The following is a 14,268-nucleotide window of genomic DNA, read 5'->3' as shown; positions in this document are numbered from 1 at the left end:
TCGGGCTTTTTCTTTTCGCTCGCAGTGTTTGGAGTATCGAGCATGGCCAAGAAGGCAAACCCACATCCACATGTTTCATGGCGCGACGGTCGCCCACGGTTTCAGCCGGGGACCGAGCTTCGGAATATGGGCTACAGTGGTAAAGACCTACGCCATAAAGATGGTCGATGGTTCACGCGTGGAGAAGCAGTAGATTGGTCTGCTTCATTTCAGCTTGAAATTGCTGAGAAAAGGACCCGCTTGGAACTAGCCGGGAAAAAGGCTCCCGGTCCACGAAGTGCGCCGCATAAATATCACGGCTACACCGTAGAAAATCTGATTGAAGACTGGACCAATCCGCGACGCAATCCGAAATGGAAGCTGGGCGGCACACGCTCCTACAGCCCGACGACGATGAACGACTACAGAGACAAAATGAACGTCCTCATGCAGCACGATGGCGAACTGTGGGTTTCCGATGTGCGGTCGCTCGATCGGCCGACGTGTCGCAACCTTTTCGACAGCCTTTGGGATCAACGCGGCCTAGCGACGGCCAAAGGTGTTCTGCTGACACTTTCTTCCGCCATCAGCTGGGGAATGCTGCGCGGCCGTGTGAAGCTGCTCGACAATCCGGCAACAAAACTGCAGATGGAATCGCCTGCCCCGCGCGTCAGATTTGGCACGCGACCGGAGATCCTTGCACTGGTAGCCGCAGCTGACCGGATCGGCCGGCCAGAGATCGGTGATATGATCGTGCTCGCGGTATGGAGCGGTCAGCGCCAGGGCGACCGCCGAGAGCTGATCGATAAAGGGCTGATGAACAAGCGACGGATCTTCAAGCAATCGAAGACCGGTGAAATCGTTGCCGTCATGCAAGCTCCGGAGCTGGAGCGTCGGCTCGAAGCATCAAAGAAGCGTCGCGAAGCTTCGAAGATCAAAGACCCGCGCGTCATTCTGGACGAGAAGCTATGGAAGTCATTCAGCAAGCGCCACTATCATGATATTTTCTCAAAGGTGCGCGACGCTGCAATCATCGGCGTTGTGGACGTTTCTGCGACACAGAAGAACTTTCCATCTGTGAAGGCTATGAATGTGGCGCTCAAGCGAGCCTACGAAAAGCACCGAAAAGGCGAAGCCGTCTACGACGTGCGGATCGTTTACGAGATCTCGCCGTTGATCTCCCTTCATGATCTGCAGGATCTCGATTTCCGCGATACATCTGTTACCTGGATGGCGCTGGCTGGCGCCACTATTCCGGAAATCATATCCGTCACCGGCCACACTGCCGAGAGTGCCACGCGGATCCTGCGACATTATCTTGCACGCCATCCGGAAATGGCAGACAGCGCGATCCGGAAAATGGTGTCCTGGTACGAAGCCGATGGCGAAACGGAAATCGGCTATTAGCCTTAATAGTCGGTTTAGGGAATCGCCCCGCGATTCAACCGCCCCTCAATTCCAGCCGCGTCAGGATGAGCCTGGCGCGGCATTATTTATAACGAGAGGGCGGGAGGCTTATTTTGAAACAGCATTGCATTATCGAAACCGAAAACATCGGCCAAGGAAAAGTAAGACTGCATTTCCATATCGACATTCAGGTCGATCAGCTGCAGCCGTTGCCCAAGGAAATCACCGAAGATGCATTTACCTGCCTTCGACACTTACTCATGTTCAAGCCAGACGGAGAGACGCCAATCAGGCGCATGATCGAATCGGCTCTGAATGACAATGAAGACTCGAGACTATTGTTGAGAATGGCCGGGATCCGGATCGTAAGCGACTTTGCGACCAATGAAGGCTTTGTCGTCGCGTCGGCCGGCGTTGGCGTCAACCGGCTGTTTGACGGCAGCGCCTGGGGAGAAGGCTTGCACCGGCATGCCTTGTCATCCCTGCCCGGATCTCGGCCGACGGGTCCATTGAACTTTGCCGAGGGGAAAGCGTTCAGAGGCACATTTCTGCCAGCACGACTGATCTACGACGCGATGCATTACTGACCGTAAAACCGCCCGTGCGACTTAGTATGTCGCACGACCGTCGCACGAAGTCGCACGGGACATACGGCCAAAATCTCTAAAGTGTTGGGAAGACTATGGTTCTTGTTGGTCGGAGCGGCAGGATTCGAACCTGCGACCCCCTGATCCCAAATCAGGTGCGCTACCAGGCTGCGCTACGCTCCGTGGCCCTTTCGGACGTTGCGTTCACTAGAGAATTCGCTCTCTTAAGGCAAGCGCTATTTTCAAACTTTCATAAAAAAATCGACGGGTTGACACATAACAGGTCGGATATCCCCAAAAGACCCTCCGACACCGCGACCAGCACCCGCGATTGACCTGAAGCACCAAAGATCAAGGGCAGGTTCACATGCGCAAACCTGCTCCCTTCAATGCAACGTTGAATGCCTCAACAGGCTCCCGCTGCTACCGCGTGCGCGATTCGCACTAGCGCCATCCCTCGCCGCACCGCTTGTTCGGTGAACGACGACAAAAGGTGAATGCCGCTCATCAGCCCGGTTTTATCCGAATAGCCCGACAAACATCCACACGACGATGGATGCCATCAGACTGGCAATCAACACGGTTAGAACCTGGGTTCCCTGCCTGCCCTGACGAACATTCTGTGCCTCGAATTCCTTCGGCGGCAATGCGCGCGTGACCATGACAGCCTCCTCTCAAAGAGGCCTTTTATTGTGCGCTGGAATAACGACGAAAAAGCGGCTGCTGGCGGTACGTAACTTCCCGACAAGGCATAGTTCTGACGTAACGTCAGCGCGGGAAGAACAGTCTTGTTTCGGACTTGAATAGCATCGCCATGCCTAAAGTAGCAGACGCGGTAGAATTGACAGCCCTGGTAAAGTAAGTTTACCAATCAATCGTCAACATAAGTCAACTATCGGCAATAGGCACCTCCCGGGAGAGGATGGCTGTCTATTGCCTATTCATCGGTACCCAGACCGATGAAGCATTTTGCATTGAAGAGAGGAACATTTTCAGTCCAGGAAGGGAGGAACCATGCCCTGGAATCAAGTATATGACCCTTTGGGCAGCATGTTTTGGTCAACATTGCTCGCCGCTTTGCCAATTGTCGTCCTGTTGGGCGGCATCGGCTTTCTCCACATGAAAGCCCATACTGCAGCAATACTTGGTCTTCTGACCGCTCTCGTCATCGCCGTCATTGGATTTGGAATGCCCGCCGACAAGGCAGGTGCAACAGTCGTCTATGGCGCGGCCTACGGGCTTCTGCCCATCGGCTGGATCATCCTGAACGTTATTTTTCTCTATCGCCTTACCGAACAGACCGGGCAATTCAACATTCTGCGCGATTCAATCGCCGGGATAACGCCGGATCGACGGCTCCAGCTTTTGTTCATCGCCTTTTCCTTCGGCGCATTCTTCGAAGGTGCGGCCGGTTTCGGCACGCCAGTGGCCGTGACAGCCGCCATGCTCATGGGTCTGGGCTTTGCCCCTCTCCCGGCGGCAGGCCTATCGCTGATCGCAAACACCGCGCCCGTCGCCTATGGCGCACTTGGAACGCCGGTCATCGCTCTTTCCGCCGTGACGGGTATCGATCTCCTGCAACTCTCCGGTATGATCGGACGACAGCTGCCGTTCTTCTCGGTTATTGTGCCCTTCTGGCTGATCTGGGCCTTTGCCGGACGCAAGGGCATGTTGGAAGTCTGGCCTGCCTTGCTTGTTGCGGGTGTGGCCTTTGCCATTCCGCAATATCTGGTTTCAAACTTCCATGGTCCGTGGCTGGTCGATGTGATTGCCGCCGTCTGTTCCATGGCAGCGCTCGCCGGATTTCTGCGGATATGGCAACCGAAACGCATCTGGACGTCCACCAGTCTCGATGCGGATGAAGTCGCCGCGCCCTATACACCGCCCCAGCAACATGCGAGCGGCACCGTTTTCCGCGCATGGCTGCCATGGCTGATCCTGTCGGTCTTCGTGTTTCTCTGGGGAACGCCGCAGTTCCGCACATGGCTCGACTCGCTCTGGGTGCTGAAGGTTCAGGTGCCTTATCTGCATAATCTTGTATTCAAGGTGCCGCCCGTCGTCGCCGAAGCCCATTCAGAGGCGGCGGTCTATACGCTTAACCTGCTATCGGCCACCGGATCGGGCATCCTGCTCTCTGCCATCGTGGCGGGACTGGTTCTGGGCTTCAATCCGTTCAAGCTGCTGAAGGAATACGGCAAGACTGCCTATGTGGTGCGCTTCTCGCTCATCACCATCGCGGCCATGCTGGCGCTGGGCTATGTCACCCGCTATTCCGGCACCGATGCCACGCTCGGCCTTGCATTCGCACAGACTGGCTGGGTCTATCCGTTCTTCGGCGCAATGCTGGGCTGGCTCGGCGTTGCCCTGACCGGCTCGGACACGGCATCCAACGTGCTTTTCGGCGGATTGCAGAAGATCACCGCCGAACAGCTTGGGCTTTCGCCGGTGCTCATGGCTGCGTCCAACTCATCGGGCGGTGTCATGGGCAAGATGATCGATGCGCAATCCATCGTTGTCGCCTCTACAGCCACCCAATGGTACGGCCATGAGTCGAAAATCCTGCGCTACGTGTTTTTCCACTCGATTGCACTGGCGTCGCTCATCGGCCTTCTCGTGATGGCACAGGCCTATCTGCCGCCATTCACCCATATGGTTCCGGCAGAAACCCTGCCCGCCGTAATACATTGATCCTTAGATCAATCGGCCAACAACCCACGCAGGCATCAGCTTGCGTGGGTTTTCTTTATCGGAACCGATGCCGCGTTCAGGCGTTCCACCTTTATCGATCATAATGAGGAGTTACACGTGAACAGAAACGGGCTTTATCTGATTATCGGCGCTTTGGTCGTCGTTGCGGCTGGTCTGGCTTTTTACGTCTATCGCGAAGAGACAAAACCCGCCGGGATTGAGTTGAAAATCGGAGAAGGTGGTGTTTCCGTTCAGGAAAATTGAGGTCTGAAAAGGTTATAAACATATAAACCGATTTAGATTTCAAGCGCTTACGCTTTGTGATGCAACGTTCTGGACAGCTCCGTGTTATTTGCTTCGCCAGATGAACGGAGGATCGAAATGAGTATCCAGACTGTTTCCGATGAACTTTATCGTCGTCACGAACGCGAATGGGCCCAGTGGCGCGACGCAGTTGAAGAGCAGGAATCGAACCAGAAACAACAGGATAAGGTTTCCGGTGAAACTTCCTGTGACGGCAAGACGTCCGGACACTGATCAGCTTCTTCATAATGACTTGGATGCGCCGCGAAAGCGGCGTTTTCTATTTGGCGGGCCAGCCATGGCCCGATCACCCCCAGGTAACGAAATGCGAAGGAAGACTTGTTAGCGTCTAGCCATCGCGATTCGAACAGGGGTCAGACATATGGCTGCACGGAAGCCTGCCCGAAAGGCTGCACCAAAAAAGAGGACCCGCACTGCCAAGGGCGGATCTGGTTCGTCTACGCCTGTACTGGCGCTGGCAGCGATCCTCGGTCTCGGTGCTTTCAGCCTGTGGGCCACATCGCAGCACAAGAGCCCGCAGGACGCGCTGGTCGCTCTGTTTCAGCGTTCCGCGACCAATCCTTTCGCATCGGCCTCGCCTCGCACAGAGAGCAAGCCGACCGTTACCGCCAAAGCTCCAGAGCCGACCGCGCCGTCCAAGGACAAGGACTATGGCGCTGCTGTTGGTCCTGTGCCGCGCCCGTCCGCACCTGTTGCGCCTGTCGTACAGAAGCCCGTTCAGCAGGCACCAGTGCAAGCCCCCACTCAAGTGACCGTTCAGGCGCCAAAGCCGCCACGCCCGACCAATCAGGTCGTTGCGTCAGCGCCGACCGGCCCACATATGATGCCGCCACGCGGTGTCAACACGCCCGCGCATTCGCCTTCGGTGGTCTATGCCAGGACGCAACTGACCATTCACAAAAACGCCTGGGATAAATCCGCAGCCATCGGCACCGTGGAAAAAGGGCGTGAGATGCGCTCTTACGGTAAAACTGGCCGTTGGCATCGCATCATCGTGCCGAAGACCAATATGATTGGCTGGGTGCATGAAGACCAGCTTGTCGGTGGTCGCAACAAGCCGGATAGCGCAACCCTGATTACCGGGTCGGTCAACAAGAAGCCGGAAATCGCAAAAAGCGCGCCAGTGCAGACGCAGTCTCGCATTGTCCCGCCCAAGGCTGTTGGGGACAAGAACTAGGCTTTTCGGGCTTCCAAAGCCATGGCTTCAATCTGCGGGTCGCCGGGGAGATATTCAAACCCGGCCTCAATCAGCGATGACGTATCCGCAGTCAGATCACCGAACAGCTGCTCATAAAGTCCTTTTCTGCCAAGCCCCGTCAGCAGCAAGCGCATCAGCACTGGCGGCACAGGAAGAAGCCGCACCGGACGCCCCATCGCCCTGCGGGCGATGGATACCAGCTCGCGCGTTGAACGCGGCTTGGGCTCGGCCAGATGGAACACTCGCCCGACGACTTTCTCGGCAGGCGCCTGCGACAGGAACACAAGTGCGCGGGCGGCATTTTGCAAGGATATGAAGCTGCGCCGGTTGTTTGCCATGCCGAAAGGCAGCGGCAGGGCACTATCGCAAAGCTTCATCAGGGCCCGCAGATTGGCGCGTGCACCGGGACCGTAGACGAGCACGGGACGTGCAATCACAATCTCGATGCCGGTCATCGCCAACAGTGCCGCTTCCGCTATTGCCTTGGCGCGTCCATAGTCGTCGTCTGCCCTCGGAGCCAGCGGCATGTCGGGAGTCAGCGGCGACGGGTTTCCGGCAATGGTGTAGATCGTTGAAACGAAGATAAAGCGTTTTACGCCCGCCTGCTTTGCCTTTGCAGCGAGTTCAACCGTCAGCCGATGATTGACCGCGTCGAAGGCATCGGCATCGGGTCGTTCCGCGCCCGTGCGGTGTGCAAGGGCCGCGCAATGCACGACCACCTCAATCTCTGCGAAATCCGCATGTGCCAGATCGCTGCGAGAGAGGGGCGTGACCTGATGGCGCTCGTGGTTTAGCTGCTGCGCAACTGCGCTGCCGATAAACCCGCCTGCCCCCGTGACGACAATCTTCACCGTCAGCCTGCCTTGTCGCCAGTTTGGCCGCCTGACTGACCATCGATATCGGCCAGCACCTGCGCCGCCAGCGCCCGCGTGATGCGGGTCTTCTGTTCCAGTGCTGCCCGGTCGAGCTTGTCGACGATCTGGATTGCAGACAGGAGCGAACGCTCAATCCGGCTGACCAGATAAGTCACGACATGCGGCTCGACACTGACCTGACGGTCAGCAAAAAGCTTATGAATGACGCCCGACAGCAGCAAATCGTCCGGCTCGGCGATTTCAACGACGGTCGCCGCTTTCAGCCGTGATGCGAGGTCGGGCAGCTTCACGTTCCAGTTTGCGGGCCACAGGCGCGACGTCATCAAAAGCGACGGCCCGAAGCCCTGCGCTGCATGTTGTCGGACGCTGTTGATCAGGTGAAACAGCCCCGTTTCATCGAAGGGAGCGCCACCAATATCGTCGATGAGCACGGCGCGCTCTGCAGCGGCCTGAACGATTTCATCCGTAATACGCGCTGGATCAACCAGAAGCGCATCCGTGCCCGCGCGCCAGACTTCTGCGAGATGCGTCTTGCCCGCGCCGGTAGGCCCGGCCAGAATCGTAACCGGCGATACCCAGTTCGGCCAGCGGTCGATAAGGTCGATCGCCGCACGGTTTGAGCCCGTGACGATCAAGTCCTCGCGGTGATAACCGGGCTGGTGTTCAAGATTCAGCGGAATCTGACGCGGGGCGTCACGCATCGCTGCCTCCCGCACACCCGTCCAGATTGCGGTTCAGTCTCATTTGTCCCTGCCTGCATTCGGGCCTGCATTCTCGCCTGCCTCGATCAGCGGCCCCGCATCCGGGTCGCGACGATGAAAGGCTGGATCGTACATCGGTGAATTGAGATAGCGATTCAAGGCAAAACGCACAAGCACCCCGACTGCCGCCGCAGCGGGCACCGCAACCAGCATTCCGGTGAAGCCGAACAGTGAACCGAACGCGAACAGAGCGAACATCAGCCATACTGGATGAAGGCCGACCGATGAGCCAACCAGCTTGGGCTGGAGGATGTTTCCTTCCACAAACTGGCCGATGAAAAACACTGCCGCAACCGCGCAGATCATGATCCAGTCCGGCCAGAATTGTACCAGCGCCACACCAATAGCGAGTGCCAGACCGACGAACGAGCCGATATAAGGAATGAAGGAGATCAGACCGGCAAAAAAGCCGATCAGCAGGCCGAAATTGAGCCCCGTGAGGGTCAGGCCGAGAGCATAATACGTACCAAGAATGAGGCAGAGCGTGCCCTGCCCGCGAATGAAGCCTGCAACCGCTGCATTCATTTCGCGCGCGATCTGGCGCACCGTGTGAAGCTGGGCGCGCGGCACCCAGGAATCGATGCGGTTGACCATACGGTCCCAGTCGAGAAGCATGTAGAAGGCGACCACCGGCGTGACCACGAAAAGCCCTGCAATATCGATCAGCGATTTCCCCGAATTCCACAGGGACTGAAGCAGCGTGGTCATGAAACCAGCACCCTGCTGAAGCAGCGCGCTCAGATTTTGCTGAATGACCGAACTGTCGATGCCGATATATTTCTTCAGCCATTGCGAGTTTTCATTGGCGAGCAATGACTGCAACTGGGTGATATAACCCGGCACCTTGGAAATGAAATCGGCAAGCTGCGTTGCCAGAATTGGCACGATGATCATCAGACCAACGACGAGTGCAATCAGGAAAACCAGCAGGATGACGACAGTTGCCGTCAAACGCGACAGGCCGAAGCGCTGAAGCCGGTCAGCCACCGGATCGAGGAAGTAAGCCAGAGCCATGCCCGCCACAAAGGGCAGCAGGACTGAACTGAAAACCACCAGAAACAGCACGAACACGGCCATTGTCGCGACCCAGAACATTGCCTGACGCCGAACCGTCGTGCCCGTAAAACCGCCAACCTCGACATTGACGTGGATATTGCCGTCTGAGGCGATAGCATCCTTTTGACGAATGACTTTGCTGCCGCTCTCAGCCGAAACAGCGGCGCCAGTCCTGTTCGTACCCGTCTTGGTGCTCGTCTGGCGTGTCGGCGTCGGTTTCTTGACCATATGGTTCCGTTCTCTGCAAAGACCTGCTGGCAAAACAATATCAGAATTGCATTACCGTCACCTTATCGCTGATGCACGGCTCATTCTTTAGATAAGAGTAGACCGGGCTGCGCGAAATGCAAAGCGAGCGCAACAGACATCTGTATTGACACGGACATGACCGGTCCTGCGAAAAACTGGGCAGATTCCAGCGGAGTTTTGCGCTTTTCGTGCTTCATGACCTTGCGGGCAAAGCCATCTCGTGTCATTGCGCGCAGGTGGATAGCACCCAGTTTCAGGAGCAGGCCATGACCTCGGAAAACAAGCTCGCCGGCCACAATGGCCTGACCTATGCGCAGGCAGGTGTCGATATCGATGCCGGAAACCTGATGGTTGAAAAGATCAAGCCGCTCGTCCGTTCGACGCGCCGCCCCGGTGCGGATGGCGAAATCGGCGGTTTCGGCGGCCTCTTCGATCTGAAAGCGGCTGGTTTCAAGGATCCGGTTCTGGTCGCCGCCAATGATGGCGTGGGCACCAAGCTGAAGATCGCCATTGACGCCGACAAGCACGACACGGTGGGCATCGACCTTGTCGCCATGTGCGTGAACGATCTGGTCGTACAGGGCGCAGAGCCGCTTTTCTTCCTCGATTATTATGCAACCGGCAAGCTGTCGCCCGATCAGGGCGTGGACATCGTTGCAGGTATTGCCGAAGGCTGCCGTCAGGCAGGCTCTGCGCTGATCGGCGGCGAAACCGCTGAAATGCCCGGCATGTATCGCGATGGCGATTATGATCTGGCCGGTTTCGCCGTGGGTGCGGCAGAGCGCGACCGGCTGCTGCCGCGCGGCGATATTGCCGAAGGTGATATCATTCTCGGCCTCGCCTCTTCCGGCGTTCATTCCAACGGCTTCTCTCTGGTGCGCCGCATTGTTGAACTGTCCGGTCTTGGCTGGAAGTCCGATGCGCCATTCCAGCCGGGTTCGACTCTGGGCGAAGCGCTTCTCACCCCGACACGCATCTATGTGAAGCCGCTCCTTGCAGCCATCCGTGCTTCCGATGGCATCAAGGCGCTGGCGCATATCACTGGCGGCGGCTTCCCCGACAATATTCCGCGCGTTCTGCCGGAAGGTCTGGCTGCCGAAGTCAATCTGACGGCAATTGCCGTACCGCCGGTTTTCTCCTGGCTTGCCAAAACTGGCGGCGTGGAGCCTGTCGAAATGCTTCGTACCTTCAATTGCGGCATCGGCATGATCGCCGTCGTCACGCCTGAAAAGGTTGACGAAGTGGTCGCAGCCCTCGTTGCCGAAGGCGAACAGGTCGTCACGCTCGGTCGCATGATCGCACGCGAAAAGGACGGCGTCGTCTATAAGGGCACGCTCGCACTATGAGCCGCAAACGGGTCGTCATCTTCATCTCCGGCGGCGGCTCCAATATGGAGGCGCTGATCCGGGCTGCACAGACACCCGATTTTCCGGCGGAAATCGTCGCGGTCTTTTCCGACAAGGCAGAAGCAGGCGGCCTCGCCAAGGCTGAGGCCGCTGGCATTGCCACACATGTTTTCAAACGCAAGGATTTTGCGTCGAAGGACGAACATGAAGATGCCATCCTTGCCGCACTGGCCGCGTTGAAGCCCGACCTTCTCTGTCTTGCTGGCTATATGCGGCTTCTGTCCGGGCGCTTTATCGCGCCCTATGAAGGACGCATCCTCAACATTCACCCTTCCCTGCTGCCGCTGTTCCCCGGCTTGCACACGCATCAGCGCGCCATCGACGCAGGCGTCAAGCTTGCCGGCTGCACCGTGCATCTTGTGACGGAAGGTATGGACGAAGGCCCCATTCTGGCGCAAGCAGCTGTACCGGTCATCGAAGGCGACACTGCCGACACGTTGGCGGCACGCGTTTTGAAAGCTGAGCACCGGATTTATCCGCTTGTTCTGCGGCAGCTTGCCAGCGGACGGAAGGACGGCGATGCGCCTCTTCCCGATGCGATGCCCGACGCTATGATCGTGAGCGCCTGAGGGCGCTTACCGGCGCTTATGCGCGACAAATTCATCACACCCCAAGTTTTTTGTTAATAAAACTTTAATTTCCCGCAAAAAGCTCTAATTCTTGATTGTAAGGGAACTTGCTTCGGCAATCCCCGTTATTGAGACGAGCCCATTCAGACCCGTCTCTTTCAATATGTGTTCAAGAAGAGGACAAGATCATGTCTCTCCGTTTTTCGACTTCCTTCCTGTCCGCAATGGCCGTCATTTCCGGCATTGCTGTCACCGCTCCCGCCATCGCGGCAGACTTCGTAGCTCCTCCCGCTTCGGGTCGCACGCAGCCGCGTTCGGAAGTCGGCACTCTCACCTGCGACATCTCCCCGGCGATCGGTGTGATCATCGGCAGCCAGCAGGATGTTGATTGTGTATTCCGCCCTGCGCGTCGTGGTAACCCTATGGAACGTTACACCGGCACCATCACCAAGCTCGGCGTTGATGTCGGCTTCATCAATGGCGGTACTGTTGCCTGGGCCGTCTGGGCACCGACCGTTCGTCCGGAAGGCGCGCTCAAGGGCCGTTATGTCGGCGCTTCGGCTAATGCAGCCATCGGCATCGGCTTCGGCACGAACATCCTGACCGGCGGTTCGTGGAAGACGATTTCGCTGCAGCCGATTTCGGTTCAGGGCCAGCGCGGCCTCAATGCAGCAGTCGGCGTTTCCCGTCTGCGCCTGAACTACGCCGGTTGAAGCCTGTGATATTCAGGCGCTGACGGCCTGCAAACGGCACGGTTTTTCGCTTCCGGTGCTCATGTACCCAAAAGTACACTCCGCTCCGGTTCTCAAACCGCACCATTTTCGGCTCGACAGCACCAGAATCTCAGCAGGCTCAAAACTGCGACCTCATAAAAAAACCGCGCCGAAGACATTCGGCGCGGTTTTTTTATTGGAGTTTGGTGACCTTTAACATGATCTGGTCACCACGCTTCCCCCTCATCCTGAGCTTGTCGAAGGATGAGGGAAAAGATTGAGCGGGCGGCTTAGACCATTGCTCCTCAGCCCAATTTTCTGATCCAGATCTTGGTATCATGCACCGCCAGACCGCCGTAGGGAGCGGCTGGCTCGGCGCCGATCAGCGTGTTGATCCCCTCACCGCGCTCGAATGATGTATTTGGGAAAATGCCTTCCGAAACCACCACACCGCGTTTTTGACCAGCACGCAACACCGCATGCAGTACCACTTCACCGCGGTGATTACCGATTTCGATGCGCTCGCCATCGGCAATGCCCAGTTCCGCCGCATCGTCTGGATGGATCAGCAGTTCAGGCCGGATTTCCTTGGCAACCGAGGTGGGCGTCTCAGCAAAGGTCGAGTTCAGGAAATTATGCGCCGGTGATGTCGCAAGCCGGAACGGATGCTCGGCGTCAGCCACTTCGATCACTTCCCAATAATCCGGGAATTCCGGAATCGACTCGAACTGCCCCTGCAAACCCATGATTTCAGGCGGACGGTCCGGTGCTGGACTTCCCGTCCAGTCCGGACGGAAGCGGAATTTACCATCCGGCCATTTGAAGCCCTTGATGTAGTGCGATTCCTCAAAAGGCGGCTGCTTGTCGATAAAGCGCCGCTCTTTCAGTTCGTCAAAATGCGGCAGATCGCTATTGGCGTTCATGTTGTCGATCAGCGTGCGCTCATCGACAGAAAAGCCCGGGAGATGCCCAACGCCCAGCCGGTTGGCCAGTTCATTGATGACGAAAATATTCGGCCGTGCCTCGGCATAAGGTTCGATCAGCTTGGGTCCGAGCACGACATGTTGCTGGCCGCCGCCGCGATAAATATCGTCGTGTTCGAGGAATGTGGTGGCGGGCAACACGACATCGGCCATCTTGGCCGTATCGGTCATGAACTGCTCGTGCACCGTGACAAACAGGTCCTCGCGCGCAAAACCTTTGCGGACAAGACGCTGTTCAGGCGTCACATTCATCGGATTGGTGTTCTGGATCAGCATAGCCATGACGGGCGGGCCGTCATAAAGCGCCTCGTGGTCGCCGGTGAGAATGCGCCCGATCTTCGACTGGTCGAGGAAGCGGATGGTCTTATCCTGCATCGCCCTGCCTTCAATCTCGCGCTTGTCGAATTTGAAGATGCTGGCGTTCGAGTGAAACGCGCCGCCGCCTTCATGCAGGAAAGAGCCGGTCACGCAGGCAATCGACGCCGCGGCATGCATGTTCACCGCGCCATTACGCTGCCGGGTGAAGCCATAGCCGAGGCGGAAAAAGGTCCGCTTGGTCTTGCCGACCAGATGCGCGAAGGCTTCGATTTCCTCAACGCTCAGCCCTGTGATTGCGGACGCCCATTCCGGCGTGCGAGAGCCGAGATGCGCTTCCAGCCCCTTCGGATCGTCGGTATAGCGTTCCAGATAATCCCAGTCTGCAAGACCGTCGCGAAACAGCACATGCATCACCGCACAGGCGAAAGCGCCGTCGGTGCCCGGCTTGAGCACGATGCCCATATCGGCCTGTCGCACCGTCGCATTGGCATAAATGTCGATGACGACGATCTTCGCACCACGCTCTTTACGCGCACGCACGGCGTGGGTCATGACATTGACCTGCGTAGCGGCGGCGTTGGTGCCCCAGATCACCACCACATCGGCCTTGCTCATCTCGCGCGGGTCCGGACCGATCAGGCTTCCTGTTCCTGCGAAATAGCCCGTCCAGGCCATATTGGTGCAGAAACTGTCGAACTGATTGGAGTAGCGCTTGGCAAAGCGAAGACGATTGATGGAATCGCGCTGAACAAGCCCCATCGTGCCTGCATAATAATAGGGCCAGACGCTTTCGCTGCCATATTCGGCTTCGGCTTTCAAAAACCGTTCGGCAATCAGATCAAGCGCTGCTTCCCAGGAAGCCTGTTTCCATTCGCCCGCACCCTTAGCGTCAGAGCGCACCAGCGGGTGCTTCAGACGGTCTGGGTGATGGACGCGTTCGGCATAGCGCGCGACCTTGGCGCAGATGACGCCAGCGGTATAGCTGTTGTCCTTCGCGCCGCGCACACGACCGATGGTGCGTTCGTCCAGAAGCTCGATATCGAGCGCACAGGTGGACGGGCAGTCATGCGGGCAAGCCGAATGGCCGATCTTGATATTGGATATGGAAACTTGCTCGTTCATATTTCTTTATTACCGCAAGCGCTCACACGGCGA

At 57.5% G+C, this 14,268-nt stretch carries 14 protein-coding genes and 1 tRNA gene; 9 read left to right on the top strand and 6 right to left on the bottom strand.

The annotated features are described in order from the left end of the window. The first annotated feature begins 42 nt into the window (after positions 1-42). Together QBD01_RS05235 and QBD01_RS05230 are read left to right on the top strand one after the other, a co-directional pair. Positions 43-1,386 carry a hypothetical protein gene (locus tag QBD01_RS05235; protein WP_280991868.1) on the top strand — a complete coding sequence of 448 codons (1,344 nt, stop codon included), beginning with the start codon at positions 43-45 and terminating at the stop codon, positions 1,384-1,386. A gap of 113 nt (positions 1,387-1,499) precedes the next feature. Beyond that, the gene (locus QBD01_RS05230) at positions 1,500-1,973 is read left to right on the top strand and encodes a hypothetical protein (protein WP_280991867.1); all 474 of its coding nucleotides are present in this window, start codon (positions 1,500-1,502) and stop codon (positions 1,971-1,973) included. A gap of 106 nt (positions 1,974-2,079) precedes the next feature. Here the strand turns inward: QBD01_RS05230 and QBD01_RS05225 are convergent. Together QBD01_RS05225 and QBD01_RS05220 are read right to left on the bottom strand one after the other, a co-directional pair. Continuing rightward, a tRNA-Pro gene (locus QBD01_RS05225) sits at positions 2,080-2,156 on the bottom strand. A gap of 335 nt (positions 2,157-2,491) precedes the next feature. Next, complete coding sequence (locus QBD01_RS05220) at positions 2,492-2,635, bottom strand: hypothetical protein (protein WP_162762641.1); 144 nt, start codon at positions 2,633-2,635, stop codon at positions 2,492-2,494. 352 nt (positions 2,636-2,987) lie between these two features. Between QBD01_RS05220 and QBD01_RS05215 the strand changes: the two genes are divergently transcribed. The 4 genes from QBD01_RS05215 to QBD01_RS05200 all read left to right on the top strand — a co-directional run bounded on the left by QBD01_RS05215 (position 2,988) and on the right by QBD01_RS05200 (position 6,162). Then, positions 2,988-4,661 carry an L-lactate permease gene (locus QBD01_RS05215; RefSeq protein ID WP_280991866.1) on the top strand — a complete coding sequence of 558 codons (1,674 nt, stop codon included), beginning with the start codon at positions 2,988-2,990 and terminating at the stop codon, positions 4,659-4,661. A 117-nt stretch (positions 4,662-4,778) separates the two neighbouring features. Further along, positions 4,779-4,925, top strand: a complete 147-nt coding sequence (locus QBD01_RS05210) for a hypothetical protein (RefSeq protein WP_182520169.1) — start codon at positions 4,779-4,781, stop codon at positions 4,923-4,925. 117 nt (positions 4,926-5,042) lie between these two features. Then, positions 5,043-5,198 carry a hypothetical protein gene (locus QBD01_RS05205; protein WP_167836021.1) on the top strand — a complete coding sequence of 52 codons (156 nt, stop codon included), beginning with the start codon at positions 5,043-5,045 and terminating at the stop codon, positions 5,196-5,198. Between the two features lie 148 nt (positions 5,199-5,346). Next, entirely contained in the window at positions 5,347-6,162 is an 816-nt protein-coding gene (locus tag QBD01_RS05200) for a hypothetical protein (protein ID WP_280991865.1), read from the top strand. On the opposite strand, the gene QBD01_RS05195 is transcribed toward QBD01_RS05200, so the two are convergent. Genes QBD01_RS05195 through QBD01_RS05185 form a run of 3 tightly spaced genes read right to left on the bottom strand, consistent with a single transcriptional unit; the run spans position 6,159 to position 9,103 of the window. Continuing rightward, positions 6,159-7,034, bottom strand: coding sequence for an NAD-dependent epimerase/dehydratase family protein (locus QBD01_RS05195; protein WP_280991864.1), 876 nt, complete (start codon positions 7,032-7,034; stop codon positions 6,159-6,161). The genes QBD01_RS05200 and QBD01_RS05195 overlap by 4 nt on opposite strands. A 2-nt stretch (positions 7,035-7,036) precedes the next feature. After that, on the bottom strand, positions 7,037-7,759 hold the full coding sequence (hdaA, locus tag QBD01_RS05190) for a DnaA regulatory inactivator HdaA (RefSeq protein WP_280991863.1): 723 nt from the start codon (positions 7,757-7,759) through the stop codon (positions 7,037-7,039). Between the two features lie 39 nt (positions 7,760-7,798). Further along, positions 7,799-9,103 (bottom strand): AI-2E family transporter, encoded by a 1,305-nt coding sequence (locus QBD01_RS05185; RefSeq protein ID WP_280991862.1) that lies wholly within the window; start codon positions 9,101-9,103, stop codon positions 7,799-7,801. 287 nt (positions 9,104-9,390) lie between these two features. On the opposite strand from QBD01_RS05185, the gene purM reads away from it, so the two are divergent. The 3 genes from purM (at position 9,391) to QBD01_RS05170 (ending at position 11,812) form a co-directional block, all read left to right on the top strand. Next, positions 9,391-10,470, top strand: a complete 1,080-nt coding sequence (gene purM, locus QBD01_RS05180; RefSeq protein ID WP_078340758.1) for a phosphoribosylformylglycinamidine cyclo-ligase — start codon at positions 9,391-9,393, stop codon at positions 10,468-10,470. After that, the gene (purN, locus tag QBD01_RS05175; protein WP_280991861.1) at positions 10,467-11,099 is read left to right on the top strand and encodes a phosphoribosylglycinamide formyltransferase; all 633 of its coding nucleotides are present in this window, start codon (positions 10,467-10,469) and stop codon (positions 11,097-11,099) included. The genes purM and purN overlap by 4 nt, the downstream gene beginning before the upstream one ends. A gap of 188 nt (positions 11,100-11,287) precedes the next feature. Next, entirely contained in the window at positions 11,288-11,812 is a 525-nt protein-coding gene (locus QBD01_RS05170; RefSeq protein ID WP_280991860.1) for a DUF992 domain-containing protein, read from the top strand. Between the two features lie 305 nt (positions 11,813-12,117). On the opposite strand, the gene QBD01_RS05165 is transcribed toward QBD01_RS05170, so the two are convergent. Then, on the bottom strand, positions 12,118-14,235 hold the full coding sequence (locus QBD01_RS05165; protein WP_280991859.1) for a molybdopterin oxidoreductase family protein: 2,118 nt from the start codon (positions 14,233-14,235) through the stop codon (positions 12,118-12,120). Positions 14,236-14,268 lie beyond the last annotated feature (33 nt).

It is taken from the genome of Ochrobactrum sp. 19YEA23 (genome assembly GCF_029909865.1).
GTDB lineage: Bacteria > Pseudomonadota > Alphaproteobacteria > Rhizobiales > Rhizobiaceae > Brucella > Brucella gambitense.
Note: the sequence above shows the minus strand (reverse complement) of the source record. Positions and strands in the feature narration are given on the sequence as shown.

What these genes read in the sequence shown, in the direction of transcription:
- hdaA (WP_280991863.1), bottom strand. Translation starts at nt 7,759, where the DNA reads ATGCGTGACGCCCCGCGTCAGATTCCGCTGAATCTTGAACACCAGCCC.
- QBD01_RS05235 (WP_280991868.1), top strand. Translation starts at nt 43, where the DNA reads ATGGCCAAGAAGGCAAACCCACATCCACATGTTTCATGGCGCGACGGT.
- purM (WP_078340758.1), top strand. Translation starts at nt 9,391, where the DNA reads ATGACCTCGGAAAACAAGCTCGCCGGCCACAATGGCCTGACCTATGCG.
- QBD01_RS05165 (WP_280991859.1), bottom strand. Translation starts at nt 14,235, where the DNA reads ATGAACGAGCAAGTTTCCATATCCAATATCAAGATCGGCCATTCGGCT.
- QBD01_RS05205 (WP_167836021.1), top strand. Translation starts at nt 5,043, where the DNA reads ATGAGTATCCAGACTGTTTCCGATGAACTTTATCGTCGTCACGAACGC.
- QBD01_RS05170 (WP_280991860.1), top strand. Translation starts at nt 11,288, where the DNA reads ATGTCTCTCCGTTTTTCGACTTCCTTCCTGTCCGCAATGGCCGTCATT.
- QBD01_RS05215 (WP_280991866.1), top strand. Translation starts at nt 2,988, where the DNA reads ATGCCCTGGAATCAAGTATATGACCCTTTGGGCAGCATGTTTTGGTCA.
- QBD01_RS05200 (WP_280991865.1), top strand. Translation starts at nt 5,347, where the DNA reads ATGGCTGCACGGAAGCCTGCCCGAAAGGCTGCACCAAAAAAGAGGACC.
- QBD01_RS05220 (WP_162762641.1), bottom strand. Translation starts at nt 2,635, where the DNA reads ATGGTCACGCGCGCATTGCCGCCGAAGGAATTCGAGGCACAGAATGTT.
- QBD01_RS05185 (WP_280991862.1), bottom strand. Translation starts at nt 9,103, where the DNA reads ATGGTCAAGAAACCGACGCCGACACGCCAGACGAGCACCAAGACGGGT.
- purN (WP_280991861.1), top strand. Translation starts at nt 10,467, where the DNA reads ATGAGCCGCAAACGGGTCGTCATCTTCATCTCCGGCGGCGGCTCCAAT.